The organism is Rhizobium sp. Rhizsp82 (genome assembly GCF_047325115.1).
In the GTDB taxonomy this organism is placed as follows: Bacteria; Pseudomonadota; Alphaproteobacteria; order Rhizobiales; family Rhizobiaceae; genus Rhizobium.
The window spans coordinates 1872137-1886129 of the sequence record NZ_CP168570.1 but is presented as its reverse complement, the minus strand read 5'-3'; the positions used below and the strand labels follow the sequence as shown (position 1 = coordinate 1886129).

General features: G+C 64.0%; 17 protein-coding genes. 5 read left to right on the top strand and 12 right to left on the bottom strand.

Annotated elements, in window-relative coordinates; all coding sequences use genetic code 11:
* The first annotated feature begins 41 nt into the window (after positions 1–41).
* Both ACEN84_RS14120 and ACEN84_RS14115 read left to right on the top strand, forming a co-directional pair.
* A complete protein-coding gene (locus ACEN84_RS14120) occupies positions 42–938 on the top strand; it encodes an AraC family transcriptional regulator (RefSeq protein WP_413711219.1) in 897 nt (298 codons plus the stop codon).
* Positions 939–1356: 418 nt separating this feature from the next.
* Entirely contained in the window at positions 1357–2556 is a 1200-nt protein-coding gene (locus ACEN84_RS14115) for an MFS transporter (RefSeq protein ID WP_413711218.1), read from the top strand.
* 64 nt (positions 2557–2620) lie between these two features.
* On the opposite strand, the gene ACEN84_RS14110 is transcribed toward ACEN84_RS14115, so the two are convergent.
* From ACEN84_RS14110 to ACEN84_RS14070, 9 genes are all read right to left on the bottom strand, one after another.
* The gene (locus tag ACEN84_RS14110; RefSeq protein WP_112389884.1) at positions 2621–3052 is read right to left on the bottom strand and encodes a MucR family transcriptional regulator; all 432 of its coding nucleotides are present in this window, start codon (positions 3050–3052) and stop codon (positions 2621–2623) included.
* A 438-nt stretch (positions 3053–3490) separates the two neighbouring features.
* The gene (gene mnhG, locus ACEN84_RS14105; protein ID WP_112719267.1) at positions 3491–3823 is read right to left on the bottom strand and encodes a monovalent cation/H(+) antiporter subunit G; all 333 of its coding nucleotides are present in this window, start codon (positions 3821–3823) and stop codon (positions 3491–3493) included.
* A complete protein-coding gene (locus ACEN84_RS14100) occupies positions 3820–4182 on the bottom strand; it encodes a cation:proton antiporter (protein ID WP_413711217.1) in 363 nt (120 codons plus the stop codon). The genes mnhG and ACEN84_RS14100 overlap by 4 nt, the downstream gene beginning before the upstream one ends.
* Positions 4179–4652: a Na+/H+ antiporter subunit E gene (locus ACEN84_RS14095; protein ID WP_112719168.1), complete on the bottom strand. Its 474-nt coding sequence runs from the start codon at positions 4650–4652 to the stop codon at positions 4179–4181. Before ACEN84_RS14095 ends, ACEN84_RS14100 begins: the two co-directional genes overlap by 4 nt.
* Positions 4649–6199 (bottom strand): Na+/H+ antiporter subunit D, encoded by a 1551-nt coding sequence (locus ACEN84_RS14090; RefSeq protein ID WP_413711216.1) that lies wholly within the window; start codon positions 6197–6199, stop codon positions 4649–4651. Before ACEN84_RS14090 ends, ACEN84_RS14095 begins: the two co-directional genes overlap by 4 nt.
* 238 nt (positions 6200–6437) lie before the next feature.
* Positions 6438–6818: a Na+/H+ antiporter subunit C gene (locus ACEN84_RS14085; RefSeq protein ID WP_413711215.1), complete on the bottom strand. Its 381-nt coding sequence runs from the start codon at positions 6816–6818 to the stop codon at positions 6438–6440.
* Positions 6815–7234 (bottom strand): Na+/H+ antiporter subunit B, encoded by a 420-nt coding sequence (locus ACEN84_RS14080; protein WP_413711214.1) that lies wholly within the window; start codon positions 7232–7234, stop codon positions 6815–6817. Before ACEN84_RS14080 ends, ACEN84_RS14085 begins: the two co-directional genes overlap by 4 nt.
* A 184-nt stretch (positions 7235–7418) precedes the next feature.
* Positions 7419–9785, bottom strand: a complete 2367-nt coding sequence (locus tag ACEN84_RS14075) for a putative monovalent cation/H+ antiporter subunit A (RefSeq protein WP_413711213.1) — start codon at positions 9783–9785, stop codon at positions 7419–7421.
* 58 nt (positions 9786–9843) lie between these two features.
* A complete protein-coding gene (locus ACEN84_RS14070; protein ID WP_413711212.1) occupies positions 9844–10083 on the bottom strand; it encodes a hypothetical protein in 240 nt (79 codons plus the stop codon).
* A 187-nt stretch (positions 10084–10270) separates the two neighbouring features.
* Here ACEN84_RS14070 and msrB point away from each other — a divergent pair, with 187 nt between their 5' ends.
* The gene (msrB, locus tag ACEN84_RS14065) at positions 10271–10681 is read left to right on the top strand and encodes a peptide-methionine (R)-S-oxide reductase MsrB (protein WP_112719174.1); all 411 of its coding nucleotides are present in this window, start codon (positions 10271–10273) and stop codon (positions 10679–10681) included.
* Positions 10682–10685: 4 nt separating this feature from the next.
* Here msrB and ACEN84_RS14060 read toward each other — a convergent pair whose 3' ends face one another.
* Both ACEN84_RS14060 and ACEN84_RS14055 read right to left on the bottom strand, forming a co-directional pair.
* The gene (locus ACEN84_RS14060) at positions 10686–11195 is read right to left on the bottom strand and encodes an AAA family ATPase (RefSeq protein WP_413711211.1); all 510 of its coding nucleotides are present in this window, start codon (positions 11193–11195) and stop codon (positions 10686–10688) included.
* Entirely contained in the window at positions 11192–11698 is a 507-nt protein-coding gene (locus ACEN84_RS14055; protein ID WP_112719176.1) for a GNAT family N-acetyltransferase, read from the bottom strand. Before ACEN84_RS14055 ends, ACEN84_RS14060 begins: the two co-directional genes overlap by 4 nt.
* 127 nt (positions 11699–11825) lie before the next feature.
* On the opposite strand from ACEN84_RS14055, the gene ACEN84_RS14050 reads away from it, so the two are divergent.
* The gene (locus ACEN84_RS14050) at positions 11826–12302 is read left to right on the top strand and encodes a hypothetical protein (RefSeq protein ID WP_413711210.1); all 477 of its coding nucleotides are present in this window, start codon (positions 11826–11828) and stop codon (positions 12300–12302) included.
* Here the strand turns inward: ACEN84_RS14050 and trhA are convergent, their stop codons facing one another.
* Positions 12303–12965, bottom strand: a complete 663-nt coding sequence (gene trhA / locus ACEN84_RS14045) for a PAQR family membrane homeostasis protein TrhA (RefSeq protein WP_112719178.1) — start codon at positions 12963–12965, stop codon at positions 12303–12305. It lies immediately after the preceding gene.
* 211 nt (positions 12966–13176) lie between these two features.
* Here trhA and ACEN84_RS14040 point away from each other — a divergent pair, with 211 nt between their 5' ends.
* Positions 13177–13977 carry a polysaccharide deacetylase family protein gene (locus ACEN84_RS14040; RefSeq protein WP_413711209.1) on the top strand — a complete coding sequence of 267 codons (801 nt, stop codon included), beginning with the start codon at positions 13177–13179 and terminating at the stop codon, positions 13975–13977.
* Positions 13978–13993 lie beyond the last annotated feature (16 nt).

The window sequence follows — 13993 nt, the reverse complement described above, 5'->3', positions numbered from 1 at the left end:
TATAGGCTGAAGTCTCTATTTCTTTAGCGTTAGTCCTGATCATGAGCATCGATCCGCTTGCCGACATCGTCACCCTGCTGCAGCCGGCAGCGCGCTTTTCCAAGCTGGTGGAATGCGCCGGCGCCTGGCGCATCCGGCGCGAGGCCACCGGCGAGCCCTTCTATTGCGCCATCCTGGAGGGTTCCTGCCGCGTCAGATTCGGCGACGATCCGCCGTTCATCCTGGAGGCCGGCGACTTCGTGCTGGTGCCGGCGATGCGCGAGCTGGTGAACGAAAGCCCTGAGGGAGCAGCCGATCTGCCGGATACGATCCCGGCGCAGCTGAGCGACGGCCGCTTTCGCGCCGGGCGCCTCGAAGGGCCGGCGGATCTGCGCATGCGGATCGGCCATTGCAGCTTCGGCGCGCCGGATGCGGCGCTGCTGGTGTCGCTGCTGCCAGACGTCGTCATCGTTCGCGGTGAGCCGCGGCTGGCGACGCTGATGCAGCTGGTCGGCGAGGAAACGCGCGCAAAGCGCCCGGCCCGCGAACTGGTGTTGGAGCGGCTGCTCGAAGTGTTGCTGATCGAGGCCCTGCGCTCCGGGACGGAAACAACGGATGCCCCCGGCCTCAGCCGCGGCCTTGTCGACGAGCGCCTGGCGGCCGCCCTCCACGCGCTGCATGCGCGCCCGGCCCACCCCTGGACGGTGGCCGATCTTGCCGCGGAAGCAGCGCTTTCGCGCTCGGCCTTCTTCGCCCGCTTCCAGCGCGTCGTCGGGCTGCCGCCGATGGAGTATCTGCTCGCCTGGCGCATGGCGCTGGCCAAACAGCTGCTGCGCAGGCGGGAGATGGGAATGGACGAGGTGGCGGAGCGGGTCGGCTACGGCTCGGCAAGCACGTTCAGCGTTGCCTTCGCGCGCTATGCGGGGGTGCCTCCGGCGCGGTATGCGCGGGGTGGGTGAGGTTGCGTGGCTGAGGGGGGAAGGATGCCGTCGTGAGACGGAAAGGGTGTTGGGTGTGGCCCCCTCATCCGCCTGCCGGCACCTTCTCCCCGCGGGGGAGAAGGGACGATCCCATCTGCTGGTAGCCCAAGGGAGCGCCAGTAGCGACCTCCCTTCTCCCCAGCGGGGAGAAGGTGCCCGAAGGGCGGATGAGGGGGCTCCGGGTGAAGGGCGGTGGGCGAGGCATCGTACAAGCTATCGACTCCGTCAGGCACAGCCGCCCGGAACATCGCGACAGGGAATCGAGATGTAAATTTCTCCGCTCTCCACGCTTCCCACTCACCTCTCCCTCCTCCCTTCTCACCCCCCACCCTCCCTTGTCATCAAACCGATACACTTCACTTGCTAATGATTTGCAATTGCAGACCGGATACCACTGATGACCGAAGACCATATCGAGACCAGTATTCTCCTTCCCCTCGCCGTTCTCTCCATCGCCCAGCTGATCGGCTGGGGCGCGGTCGGGTTTCCGGCTGTCGCCGCGCCGCAGATGGCGGCGGATCTTCAGATCGGGATGCCTGAAGTCTTTGCCGGGACGACGGTTTTCTACGTGGTGATGGGGGCGTGTTCGCCGTTGTTGTCGCGGGTGTTTGCGAGCCTTGGGGCGCGGCCCGTGATGATTGCCGGGACGGCCGGGTCGGCGGCCGGGCTTCTTCTCCTGTCGCTGGCGCATTCGCCGGCCGGCTATTTCCTGGGATGGCTGATCATCGGCGCCGCGGGCAGTGCCAGCCTGACGACGCCGGCGCATATCCTGCTCAACGAGATTGCCGGGCGCAAGGCGGCGCGGGCGATCGGCACGCTGATGCTGGTGACGGGCCTGTCGAGCACGATCTTCTGGCCGCTCACCTCGTTTCTGCAGGCCGAGATCGGCTGGCGCGGCGCCTGCGAGGTCTATGCGCTTGTCATGGCTTTCGTCTGCCTGCCGCTCTATGTCTTCGGCCTGCCGCGCAGACGCATCGAAGCGGCCCCTTCAGGCGTGGCGGCGGCGCCAGTTGCGGCGCGCAGCCATGACCGGACTTTCGCGCTGATCGTGGCGGCCATCGTCTTCAATGCCTTCATCACCTATGGTTTCAGCTCGGTGCTGATCGAGCTCTTGAAAGGCGAAGGCCTCAGTGCGGCGCAGGCGCTGACCTTCGGCTCGGCGCTCGGCATCATCCAGATCGCGGCGCGCGGTGTGAATTTCGTCGCCGACAACAAATGGGATGGGGTGGCGATCGGCATCGGCTCGTCGGCGATGCTGTGCCTGTCGCTGGCGATCCTACTTGCGGTGCAGGGTTCACCGGTCGCGGTCGGCGTCTTCCTGGTGCTCTACGGCACGAGCAGCGGCGCTCTCGCCGTGGCGCGCTCGACGATCCCGCTGGTGTTTTACGACAAGCGCGAATTTGCCAGGGCGTTGTCGCGGATCGCTCTGCCGCTCAACTGGATTTCGGCCGCCTCGCCGCCGGTTCTCATCTGGCTGATGAGCAAGTACGGCAATGGCGCGGTGCTGTCGCTCTGCCTGTTCTGCTCGCTTTCGGCCATCGTCATGCTCTGCCTGCTGCGCGGGCGGCGGCCGGTTGAGGCGGCAGTCGCCGCATAGTAACGCCCAGAAACGAAAAAAGCCGGGCGGGAGCCCGGCTCTTGGCATCGACAGCGCGCTGATATCAGCCGCGGCCGCGCTTGCGGCGCTGGCCGAGACCCATTTCCTTGGCGAGGCGCGAGCGCGCTTCGGCATAGGCGGGAGCGACCATCGGATAGTCGGCGGGAAGATCCCACTTTTCGCGGTATTCTTCCGGCGAAAGGCTGTGATGGGTCATCAGGTGGCGCTTCAGGGACTTGAAGTTGCCACCGCATTCCAGGCAGGTGATCTGCTCGTCCTGAACGGACTTGCGGACAGAAACAGCAGGCTTCTGCTTTTCTACGATCGCTGCGGCGGGTTGAGGTACGGACGTGTTGCTAAGGGCGGAATGCACGTCGGAAATCAGATTGGCCAAGTCGGTGACCGGGACTACATGATTGCTGACATAGGCCGCTACGATATCGGCAGTCAGCTCTACCAGCAATTCCGGCCCAGTGCCGGTCGCGGTATCCGTCATATTTTGTTTCTCCTGTTCGCATGCATGGATGATCTATGCTTCGAGAAGCAAAAAGATCGCCTTCGTAGAGGCTAACAGCAGAAGTCCAGCCTAAGGCAGCATGTCCTAAAACGCGAATCCACCCCTAGATTCTTGCCGCCGAATTCTGTCCCAATACTGCCTGAATCCGAATCATACCGTCGCACTCTTCGACCGCAGCCCTAATTAGACATTGGATATCAATGTTAAGGATGGAAAAGCGAAACGATTCTAATTCGAAATCAGAACTCTACTTGCAATTCAATTATCATCGTTTTACCGAAAGTCCAATTCTTATTTGCGTGATTTCTACGTAAAAAATCGACGCACATTAAGATTTTGCAAGCAAGCACCCGACTTTAGTCCATAAGCGAAGGCAAAATTTGCGTAAAACTGCTTAACGCCCTGTATTTTATACTCTCATCGTTTGCGCATCTCATCACGTACGGAACCGTCCCACAATTTGTGCCCGGTCGCATGCGCGGCCTTCGCCAGGAGGTGCGCGGCAACCGGAGCGGTCAGTAGAAGGAAGACGATGCCGGCTAGCGCTCGCGCAAAGATTGCAAATTCCCCGGAATAGGTGCCGGCCGCCAGAAGCAGCAGTCCGGAACCGACTGTGCCAGCCTTGGACGCCGCATGCATGCGCGAATAGAGATCGGGCAGACGCAGCACGCCGATCGCCGCAGCGAGCGCGAAAAAGGCGCCGCCGAGCATCAGAAGCGAGACGAGGATCGCGATCGCATAATCCATCAGCCTGCCCTCCCCGGCTTGGCGGTCTTGCGTTTCGGCTTGCCCTTGGGCTTGGACTTTTTGACGGCGGGCGGCGCCTGCTGCTCGCCGCGCGACAGCACGAAGCGTGCGAAGGCGACGGTGGCCAGGAAACCGACAAGGCCGAGCGAGATGGCGATGTCGATATAAAGCGTGAATCCGGTCTTGACCGCGACGACGGCGATGAAGCCGATGGCGATGCCGGTCAGCATATCCAGGCCGACAACACGGTCCGATAGCGTCGGCCCGGCGATGATGCGCCAGGCGGTCAAGAGCAGCGCCAGGCCGAGGACGGCGAGCGCGACATTGGCGGCGAGCGCGACGATGGCTGACGGTTCCATCAACGGAAGGCCTCCATGATCTTGCGCTCGAAGCCCTCGGCGATCGCCTTGCGGGCGGCCTGCGGGTTGGAGCAGTCGAGCGCGTGGACATAGAGCGTGCGGCGGTCGTCGCTGACATCGACGGAGAGCGTGCCGGGCGTCAGCGTGATGAGATTGGCGAGCAGCGTGATTTCGAAATCGCGGTCGACTGTGAGCGGAAAGGCGAAGATGCCGGGCTTGATATCCATCCTCGGCTTCAGGACGGTGAGCGCCACCGTCCAGGCCGAGAGCGCCAGTTCCTTCAGGAAGAGCAGTGCCAGAGACAGGATGCGGCCGGCACGGAAGACATAGGCGCCGCGGCCGATCGACTGGCGCACGATCGCGAGCGCGATGGCGCCAAGCACGAAGCCGAGCAGCAGATTGTGCGGCGAGGCGCTGCCGGAGACGGCGGCCCAGGCAATGGCGAGCAGCAGATTGAAGAGGAAGGCGATCATGGCACGCCTCCAGGGAAGACGGAGTGGATATAGGCGGAGGGATCGGCGAGGCTTTCGGCCGCCGATTGCGTCAGCGACAGGAGCTGTTCCGGCAGGATGCCGAAGGCGACGACGAGCGCGGTCAGGAGCAGCAGCGGCACGGTCATGGTCCAGCCGATTGCTGCGGGTGCGGCCGCTTCGCCGGCCGGGCGCCAATAGGCGAGCAGGAAGACGCGGCCGAAGCAGATGGTGGTGAGGAAGCCGCCGACCAGCAGCGATGCCGCCAGCCACCATGCGCCGACATCGAGCGAGGCCTTGACCAGCATCAGCTTCGGCCAGAAGCCGGAAAACGGCGGCAGGCCGGAGGCGGCGAAGAACAGGATGAGTGAGACGGCGGCAAACCAGCCGCGGGCCCGGTAAAGGCCGCCGAGCGAGGCGAGCGAGAAGCTGCCGCCGAGGCGACCGGCAATGCCGGCGGCAAAATAGAGCGCCACCATCAGCACGATCGAATGCAGCGCATAGAAGATCGCGCCGCTGACGCCGCCCGGCGTGCCGATGGATATGCCGACCAGCATATTGCCGATGCCTGAGATCACGACATAGCCGAGCAGGCGGCGGATATCGGTCTGCGCCAGCGCGCCGAGCGCACCGGCGAGCGTCGTTGCGGCGCCGAGCACGGCGATCAGCAGGCTGAGCTCCTCACGCTCGACCGGCATCAGCATGACCATGACGCGGATCAGCGCGTAGATACCGACCTTGGTGAGCAGACCGGCGAACAGCGCGGAAACGACGATGCGCGGCGTGTGATAGGAGGCGGGTAGCCAGAAATTCACCGGGAAAGCGGCGGCCTTCATGGCGAAGGCGAAGAGGAAGAGTGCGGCAAGCGTCACCAGCGGCGCGCTGTCGCGAAGGCCTGCCGCCTTCTGCGCCACGTCGGCCATGTTGAGCGTTCCGAAGATGGCGTAGAGATAGCCGACGGCCGTCAGGAACAGCGTCGTGGCGATCAGGTTCAGCACCGCATATTTCATCGCGCCGTCGATCTGCCGGCGCTCGGAGCCGAGGATCAGCAGGCCGAAGGACGAGATCAAGAGCACCTCGAACCAGACATAGAGATTGAAGACGTCTCCCGTCAGGAAGGCGCCGCTGACACCGGCCATCAGGAGAAGCAGCAGCGGGAAGAAGCCGAAACGGCGATGCCCGGCATCGGTATCGGAAAGCGCATAGAGGCTGCCTGCAAGTGCTGCGATCGCCGCCGCAAGCGCCATCAGCACACCGAAGAGATCGGCGGTGAAGGCAATGCCGAACGGCGGCAGCCAGCGGCCCATCACCATGGTGACCGGACCTTCGGCGATGACCTTCTGCAGCAGCAGCCCGTCGATGACGACGAGGGCCGCGAGGCCGGTGACGGCGATCGGGGCGTGGAGGCGGACATGGGCGCGCAGCGTCAGCAGCAGGGCGCCGAGGACGATGCAGAGCGCGACGGGGAGGATGACCAGCCAGTGGCCCGCCGGAACGGCGGCGGTGAGCATGGCGGTGGAGAGGTCGATTGCAGTGGTGGGCGTCGCCATCAGCGCGCCTCTCGCGGCGTTGTGGCCTGGAAAAAGGCCCTCTCTGCCCTGCCGGGCATCTCCCCCACAAGGGGGGAGAAACGCTGGGCGCGTCCGCTCGCCCGGCAGTCATCCGGAAGCGTGAAGCTGCCGCCCTGCTTGATAAGGGAGTGGTGAGCCCGCCACGAGTCTTCTCCCCCCTTGTGGGGGAGATGCCCGGCAGGGCAGAGAGGGCCTTCGATCCACACAACGCCCATCATCAATACCCCACCGGCGGAACCGGCTCGTCGCGCGGCTCGGCAAGCCGCATCTCGTCGGTATTGTCGGTGCCGATGTCCTGATAGGCGCGGTAGGTCAGCACCAGCAGGAAGGCCAGGAAGGAGAAGGAGATGACGATCGCCGTCAGGATCAGGGCCTGCGGCAGCGGATTGGCAGCGCCCTGCGGCAGCGTGTCGAGACCGGCGGGGATAATCGGCGGCACCTCGCGGGTCAGGCGGCCAGCGGTGAACAGCAGCAGGTTGACGCCGTTTCCGAGGATGGCGATCCCCAGCATGATGCGGATCGAGAACTTCGACAGCATCAGATAGATGGCGGCGGTGAAGAACAGCCCGGAGAGAATGGCGAGCAACGGCTCCATCATTCCACCTCCCTTTCCTCGAGCGTCAGGGCAATGGCGGTGATGGCGCCGAGCACGACGAAATAGACGCCGAAATCGAACAGCATCACCGAGGAGAGCGGCACCTCGACGCCGAGGATCATAGGATAGATCCAGAGCCCGGTCATGAAGGGCACGGCGGCGAAGATGGAGATCAGGCCGGCAACCGACGACATTAAGAGCCCTGCTCCGGCGATGGCGAGCGGGTGGAACCGGATGGCACGGCGCACCGCAGGAACGCCATTGGCGATCCCGTAGATCGCGAGCGCCGAGGCCGCGATCAACCCGCCGATGAAGCCGCCGCCCGGCTCGTTATGCCCGCGCAGCAGGATGAAGACCGAAAAGAGCAGCATCAGGGCCGTGAGGAACGGGGCGATGGTGCGGAAGATCAGCGTGTTCATGGGCGAGCCTCCCTGTTGCCTTCCCTTCTCCCCTCGGGGAGAAGGTGGCCCGCAGGGTCGGATGAGGGGGCCATGCGGTAAAACGGTTGCGGACGAGACGGTGCGCGCCGAGCCAGCGGCCCCCTCATCCGCCCTATCGGGCACCTTCTCCCCGCTGGGGAGAAGGGAGAAACTAGCCTCACCATCACGTCCCCCTCCCCGGCTGTTTCGGGTTGGGCGGCGCCAGTTTGCGTTCGGTGCCGGCGCGCATGCGGATGAGGGCGATGATGGCCAGCGCCGCGATGGCGACGACGGCGATTTCGCCGAGTGTATCGGTGCCGCGGAAATCGACGATGATGACGTTCACGACATTGGTGCCGTGGGCGATGGTCTTCGAATAGGTGTTGAAGAAATCCGAGAGCGCCGTGTCGAAGCGGCCGGAGGTGGCGCGGAGCAGGAGCAGCGTCAGGCCGAGGCCGCAGGCGAGCGCGATCGTGGCATCGAGGAGCCGCTGGCCGCGCGGGCGCCGATCCGTGGGCGAAAGGCGCAGCCGTGTCATGACGAGCGCGAGGATCACGACCGCGAGCGTCTCGACCATGAACTGGGTGAAGGCGAGATCCGGGGCGCCGAACATCAGGAAGATCAGCGCGACCGACAAGCCCTGGATGCCGAGCGCGGCAATCGCCGTCAGCCGGTCGCGGGCGGTCAGCACGGCGGCAAGGCCGATCACCGCCAGCAGCAGCACCGCCCATTCATGCAGCCGGACATGATCCGGCCAGGCGATGCCGGCGGGCAGTTCGCCATAGAGATAGAGCGGCACGAGCAGGATGGCGGCAAGCAGGATGAAGGTCGCCGTCACATAGATTTCCAGGCGCCCCGGCTGCAGGATGCCGGTAATGCGGTGCGCGAAGCGCACGAGGCCGGAGATGAAGATGTCGAAACCCGTATCCGGGCCGGGACCGGCAGCGCGGAAGAAGGCATCGGCGAGACGGCGGCTGCGGTCGAGCTGGAAATAGATGGCGAAGCCGAGCGCGATGGTCAGCACCGAGAGCAGCAGCGGCACGCCGACATGCGGCATCAGCGAAATGGTGATCTCGACCGGGCGGTGCTCGACGGCCGAGGCCATCGGCGTCGAGATATAGCGGTGGACGGAAGCGGAGAAGATGGCGGCCACGAAGCCGAGCAGCGCCAGCAGCGTCGGGCCGATCCATAGGAGAACGGGCGCCTCATGCGGCGGCTTCGGGGTTTCCGAGCGTTTACCGATGAAAGGTTTCAGGCCGACGGCGAAGGCGATCGCGAACATCAGCGCATTGCCGAAGATGGCGACCGATGTGAAGACGATCGAGCGCAGGTCGCCGATCGCCAGCGCCGCATAGATCTCCTCCTTGGCGAGGAAGCCGAAGAAAGGCGGCAGGCCGGCCATCGAAAAGGCGGCGGCAAGGGCCGCGGCGCAGGTGAGCGGCATGGCGGAGGCGAGACCGCTCAGCCGGGTGATATCGCGCGTGCCGGTCTCGTGATCGAGAATGCCGGCGACCATGAAGAGCGCGCCCTTAAACAGCGAATGGGCGACGAGATAGAGCACCGCCGCCTCGATGGCATATTCCGAGCCGAAGCCAGTGAGCAGCACCAGCAGGCCGAGCGAGGAGACGGTCGTATAGGCGAGCTTCAGCTTCAGATCGGTCTGGCGGATGGCGAGCGCGGCACCGGTTGCCAGCGTCATGCCGCCGAAGAAGGGCAGCAGGATTTCCCAGGCGGGCGTTTCGCCGAGCAGCGGATGCAGGCGCAAGAGTAGATAGACGCCTGCCTTCACCATGGTTGCCGAATGCAGATAGGCGGAGACCGGCGTCGGCGCCTCCATGGCGTTCGGCAGCCAGAAGTGAAAGGGAAACTGCGCCGACTTGGTGAAAGCGCCGCCGAGGACGAGGAGCAGCGTCGCCAGATAGAACGGGCTCTCGCGCATCAGATCGCCCGCTTCCATGATCAGCGACAGCTGGGTGACGCCCGTTATGTTCCAGATGAACAGCAGGCCGGCGAGCAGGCAGAGCCCGCCGCCACCGGTCACGACGAGCGCCTGAAGGGCTGCCCTTCGCGCCGCCTCGCGCTCGTGGTTGAAGCCGATCAGCAGGAAGGAGGTGATCGAGGTCAGCTCCCAGAAGATGAAGAGCATCAGGAAGCTGTCGGAGACGACCAGCCCCAGCATCGACCCCATGAACAGGAAGATGAAGGAGAAGAAGCGGCCGTGATCCCTGTGCCCCTTCAGGTAGCCCCCGGCATAGAGCACGATCAGCGTGCCGATGCCCGTGATCAGCAGCGCGAAGGTGAGCGACAGGCCATCGAGAAACCAGGAGAAGCTGAGATTGTAGCTGGGCACCCAGACATAGCCGCCGGTCGCGACTTCACCGGCAGCGATCTCCGGCAGGAAACCAAGGAAATGCAGGAATGAGAGCAGCGGGAACAGCGCCAGGAACCAGGCGGCATTGGCGCCGAACAGCCTGACGGCAAAGGGTGCGGCAAGGGCGCCGATGAACGGCAGGCACAGGGCAAGAAATGTCAGACCCGTGACACCGGCCATATGCTCTCCTTGATGGAAACCCCTCGGAAATCCGGAAAACCGGATGCGTTTCCAAGACCTAGGTCAATCGGCGCCGGGCCTCAAGCCTTTTCGGGATGGGTGCACAGGCAAAGCGCGGGCCGAGCGCGGTATGCACCAATGGCGCGAGAAGAATCAGCGGCCAGACGGTGCAGGCGGCAAGACCGGCAATTCGGGAGGGCGTATAGCGATCATGCTCCGCCCAGCCTTCCAGAAAGGTGATGACGAGACAGGCGATCGAGATGGCGCCGTAGATTGCGAAAGCGAGGATAGTCAGCACGTCGAAGTCCCCCCTGGTACTCCCCGTTGCAAGGAGAATACCGGAGAAGCGCCAACGCCCGCAAACCGGCAAAACGGACTAAAGCTTTCAGGCTATAGACGCATCACTCTTGATACCGCCCAATTTCCGCTCCACATTCGCGGCGTCGGAAAATCTGTCTTCTTTGGCGCCGAAGGAGCAAGCCCCCATGCCCGATATCGACATTGCGAAGTTTCACAGGACCGATGACGAGTGGAAAGCTCAGCTGACACCCGAGCAATACCGCATCACCCGCCATCACGGCACCGAGCGGGCCTTTACCGGGCCTTATTGGGATAGTTTCGAGACGGGGCTCTACAGCTGCGTCTGCTGCAACGAGCCGCTGTTCCGCTCCGATACCAAATTCGATGCCGGATGCGGCTGGCCGAGCTATTTCGAGGCCGTATCGCCCGAGGCGATCACCGAGCACCGCGACACCACCTATGGCATGGTGCGCACCGAGATCCGCTGTGCCAATTGCGATGCCCATCTCGGCCACGTCTTCCCCGACGGACCACCGCCGACAGGGCTGCGCTACTGCATCAACGGGCACGCGATGGTGTTCGAGGCCGGGCGGTAGAAGCTCAGCTGCCGCGCAAGTGCTGGAGAACGATCGCCGCGGCCTCGGCGATCGGCAGGTTCGATGTGTCGAGGATTTCGCAGCCTGCTGATTGAGCCTCGCGGCGCAGGAAGGCTGCCCAGTTCATCATGTCGTCATTGGCGAGTTCAGGCTGGTTGCGATCGGACGTCAGGCGGTGGCGCCGGGTCGCGTCGTCGCAATCGACGAGGATGATGTGGCAGGCAAGGCCCATGGCGGCTGCGGCATCGACGACGAAGCCGATGCGCATCTGGCCTTCGAACAGGACCGGGCGGCCGGGCTGCATCGTTCCGGCGAGCCGCGCCATCCATTCCGCCGTCATCGCCTGCTGCCAGCCGGCCGGCGAGCCGAACAGCGCGTTCATTTCCTCGACGGGCGGCACGCCGATCGAATCGAAGAAGCGGATGTCGATGTCCGCGCCATGCTCGGCGGCGATCAGATCGGAGATCGCGGTCTTGCCTGCGCCCGAGGCGCCTGTGAGGACGACGAGGGTCAATTCGGCACCCTCAGTTCCATGAAGGTCAGGTCGAGCCAGCGGCCGAACTTCTTGCCGACTTCGAAGAAGGTGCCGCCATTGCGGAAGCCGAGCTTTTCGTGAAGGGCGATCGACGCCGCATTGTTGGCCTCGATGCCGGCGATCATGACGTGGATGCCGTTTTCGCCGGCGCGCTTGATCAGCGCCTGCATCAAGAGCTTGCCGATGCCGGCGCCCTGATTGTCCTTCTCGACATAGACGGAATGTTCGACCGTGTGGCGGAAGCCGTCGAAGGCGCGCCAGTCGCCATAGGAGGCGTAGCCGGCGATGGCGCCATTGCGCTCGGCGACCAGAACCGGAAAGCCCCTCGCCTGCCGCGCCCTGAACCACTCGACCCGGTTGTCGAGATCGACGACCGTCTCGTTCCAGATCGCCGTCGTGTGCTCGACGGCGTGGTTGTAGATATCGCGGATCGCGGCAAGGTCGGCTTCGGTGGCGTCGCGGATGGTGACGGCGTCGGTCATGTCTTCTTCCATTTCGGCAAAATATAGGGCAGCGATACGCTGGCGCCCAGGCGATGTAAACCCGATAGATTTGCCGCGACCGGCGGCGCGGTTTGCGCTAGTTTCCGACGCCTGACCGGAGGATCCGATGCGCCTGTCCCTTGCTCTGCTGCTGCTTCTTGCCGCCTCGCCTGCGCTGGCCGCCGACTGGAAGCCCTATGCCAATCCGCGCTTCGGCTATGTCATCGACCTGCCCAGCGATTTCGCCACCGTCAGCGCGGCCGACAATGGCGACGGCATGACGCTGCAATCGAAGGACGGCAAGGCGAAGCTTCTGGTCTTCGGCGCCAATCTCACCGAAGAGAATTTCGCTGCCGATACAGCCAAGCGCAAGCAATCCGACAAGGATGCCGGCTGGGCGATCTCCTATGACAAATCGGCCAAGGGCTGGGCCAGCTATTCCGGCACGCGCAAGGACCGCATCCTCTATGTGCGCGCGGTTTCGCTCTGCCAGGATGCCGGCGGCTATTTCGTTCTGGATTATCCGAAGGCCGATGCGAAGCTCTACGATCCCATCGTCGCGCATCTCGTCAAGACGCTCTCGGGACCGCCGCACTGCCGCTGACTAGAGCGCGCTCATGCTGAAGCAGGTGAGCACCGCCGAGTAATGCACGGCGGCAGCGGCAACGACGAAGCCGTGCCAGATGGCGTTCTGGAAGCGCAGCTTCTCCCAGACATGGAAGATGACGCCCGCCGAATAGATGAGGCCGCCGATGACGATCAGCAGCATCGAGGCGAAGGGAATGCGCGAGGCGACGGGCTCGGCGACCAGCACTCCGCTCCAGCCCATGGCGAGATAGAGCAGGATCGCCAGCTTGTCGTAGCGCCCGGGAAAGACGCATTTCAGGAGAATGCCGACGATCGCCACGACCCAGATGCCGATCAGCATCGAAAACAGCAGCGGATCATCCGACCCACGCTCCAGGAAGGGCGTATAGGTGGCGGCGATCAGGATGAAGATCGAGGAATGGTCGAGCCGGCGCAGGAACCACTTGGTGCGGGAAACGGGCCAGGCATTGTAGGTGAAGGAAATGCCGATCGTCATGACGAGCCCGATGCCATAGACCCAGGCCGCGGCCAGCTCGCCATGCGAACTCCAGACGGTGGCATAAAAGATCAGCACCGTGGCGCCGACCAGCGCCAGCGCCAGCCCGACACCATGAACGATGCCGTCAGCGATCAACTCGTATTTGTCATAAGCCCAGCGGATCCCGTTGAACTCTGCCATTGCGCACACCCGTTTCTGTTGGTGCCAATGCTGGCATCGAATGGGTATCGGCGCAACCGGTACCAAGGTGTTAGAGGCTTAAACTCGGGCGGAGCGAATATGGCAGGACAGCGGCGATGGCAGCCGCTATACGAGCGGCATCAGGACGCATCGCGATCCCTCGCCGGCCGGAATAGAATTCCTTCATCGAAATTATAGAAACTCGTCTCCCATGATCCGTATTGTTCTTGCTTCCGCGCTGCTTGCAGCCTCGCTTTGCGCTGCTTCTGCGGCGGAGCTTCCCGCTCCGGCGCCTGCTGCTCCAGCCGCCGCAAAGCCGGCGCCGAAGGTGAAGGGGCCGAAGCTGGTGGAGCCGGAGCTGCATGTGGTGCGCTCGGGTGTTCCCGGACGTCCGCGCGTGGCGCTGACCTTCGATGCCTGCATGGGCAAGGCCGATGAGCGGATCATTTCGACGCTGGTGTCCGAGCGCATCCCGGCGACGATCTTCGTCACGGCGCGCTGGCTGAAGCGCAATCCGGAGGCGCTGGCGGTGTTCCTGAAGAACCCCGATTTGTTCGAGCTCGAGAACCACGGGCAGAACCATATTCCGGCGGTCGACAAGCCGGCGCTGATCTACGGTATTGCGGCGGCCGGTTCGCCCGAGGCGGTGCATCAGGAGGTCCAGGGCGGCGCCGATGCGATGCTGGCGGCGGGGATTGCAGCACCGCACTGGTTCCGCGGCTCGACGGCGAAATACGACCTTCCGGCAATCGCGCAGATCCGCGCCATGGGCTACAAGATCGCCGGCTATTCGGTGAATGGCGATGGTGGGTCGCTGCTCGGGGCTGCGGTGACCGAGAAACGCATCAGCTCGGCCAGGGATGGTGATGTTGTGATCTCGCATATCAACCAGCCGACGCATGCGGCGGGTGCCGGGGTTGCCAAGGCGATCGTCGATCTGAAGGCTCGCGGTGTGGAGTTCGTCAAGTTGCAGGATGCTGAGGATCTGGGGGATGATCAGACGACGAATTAGTCGTTGTGCCGTGAGG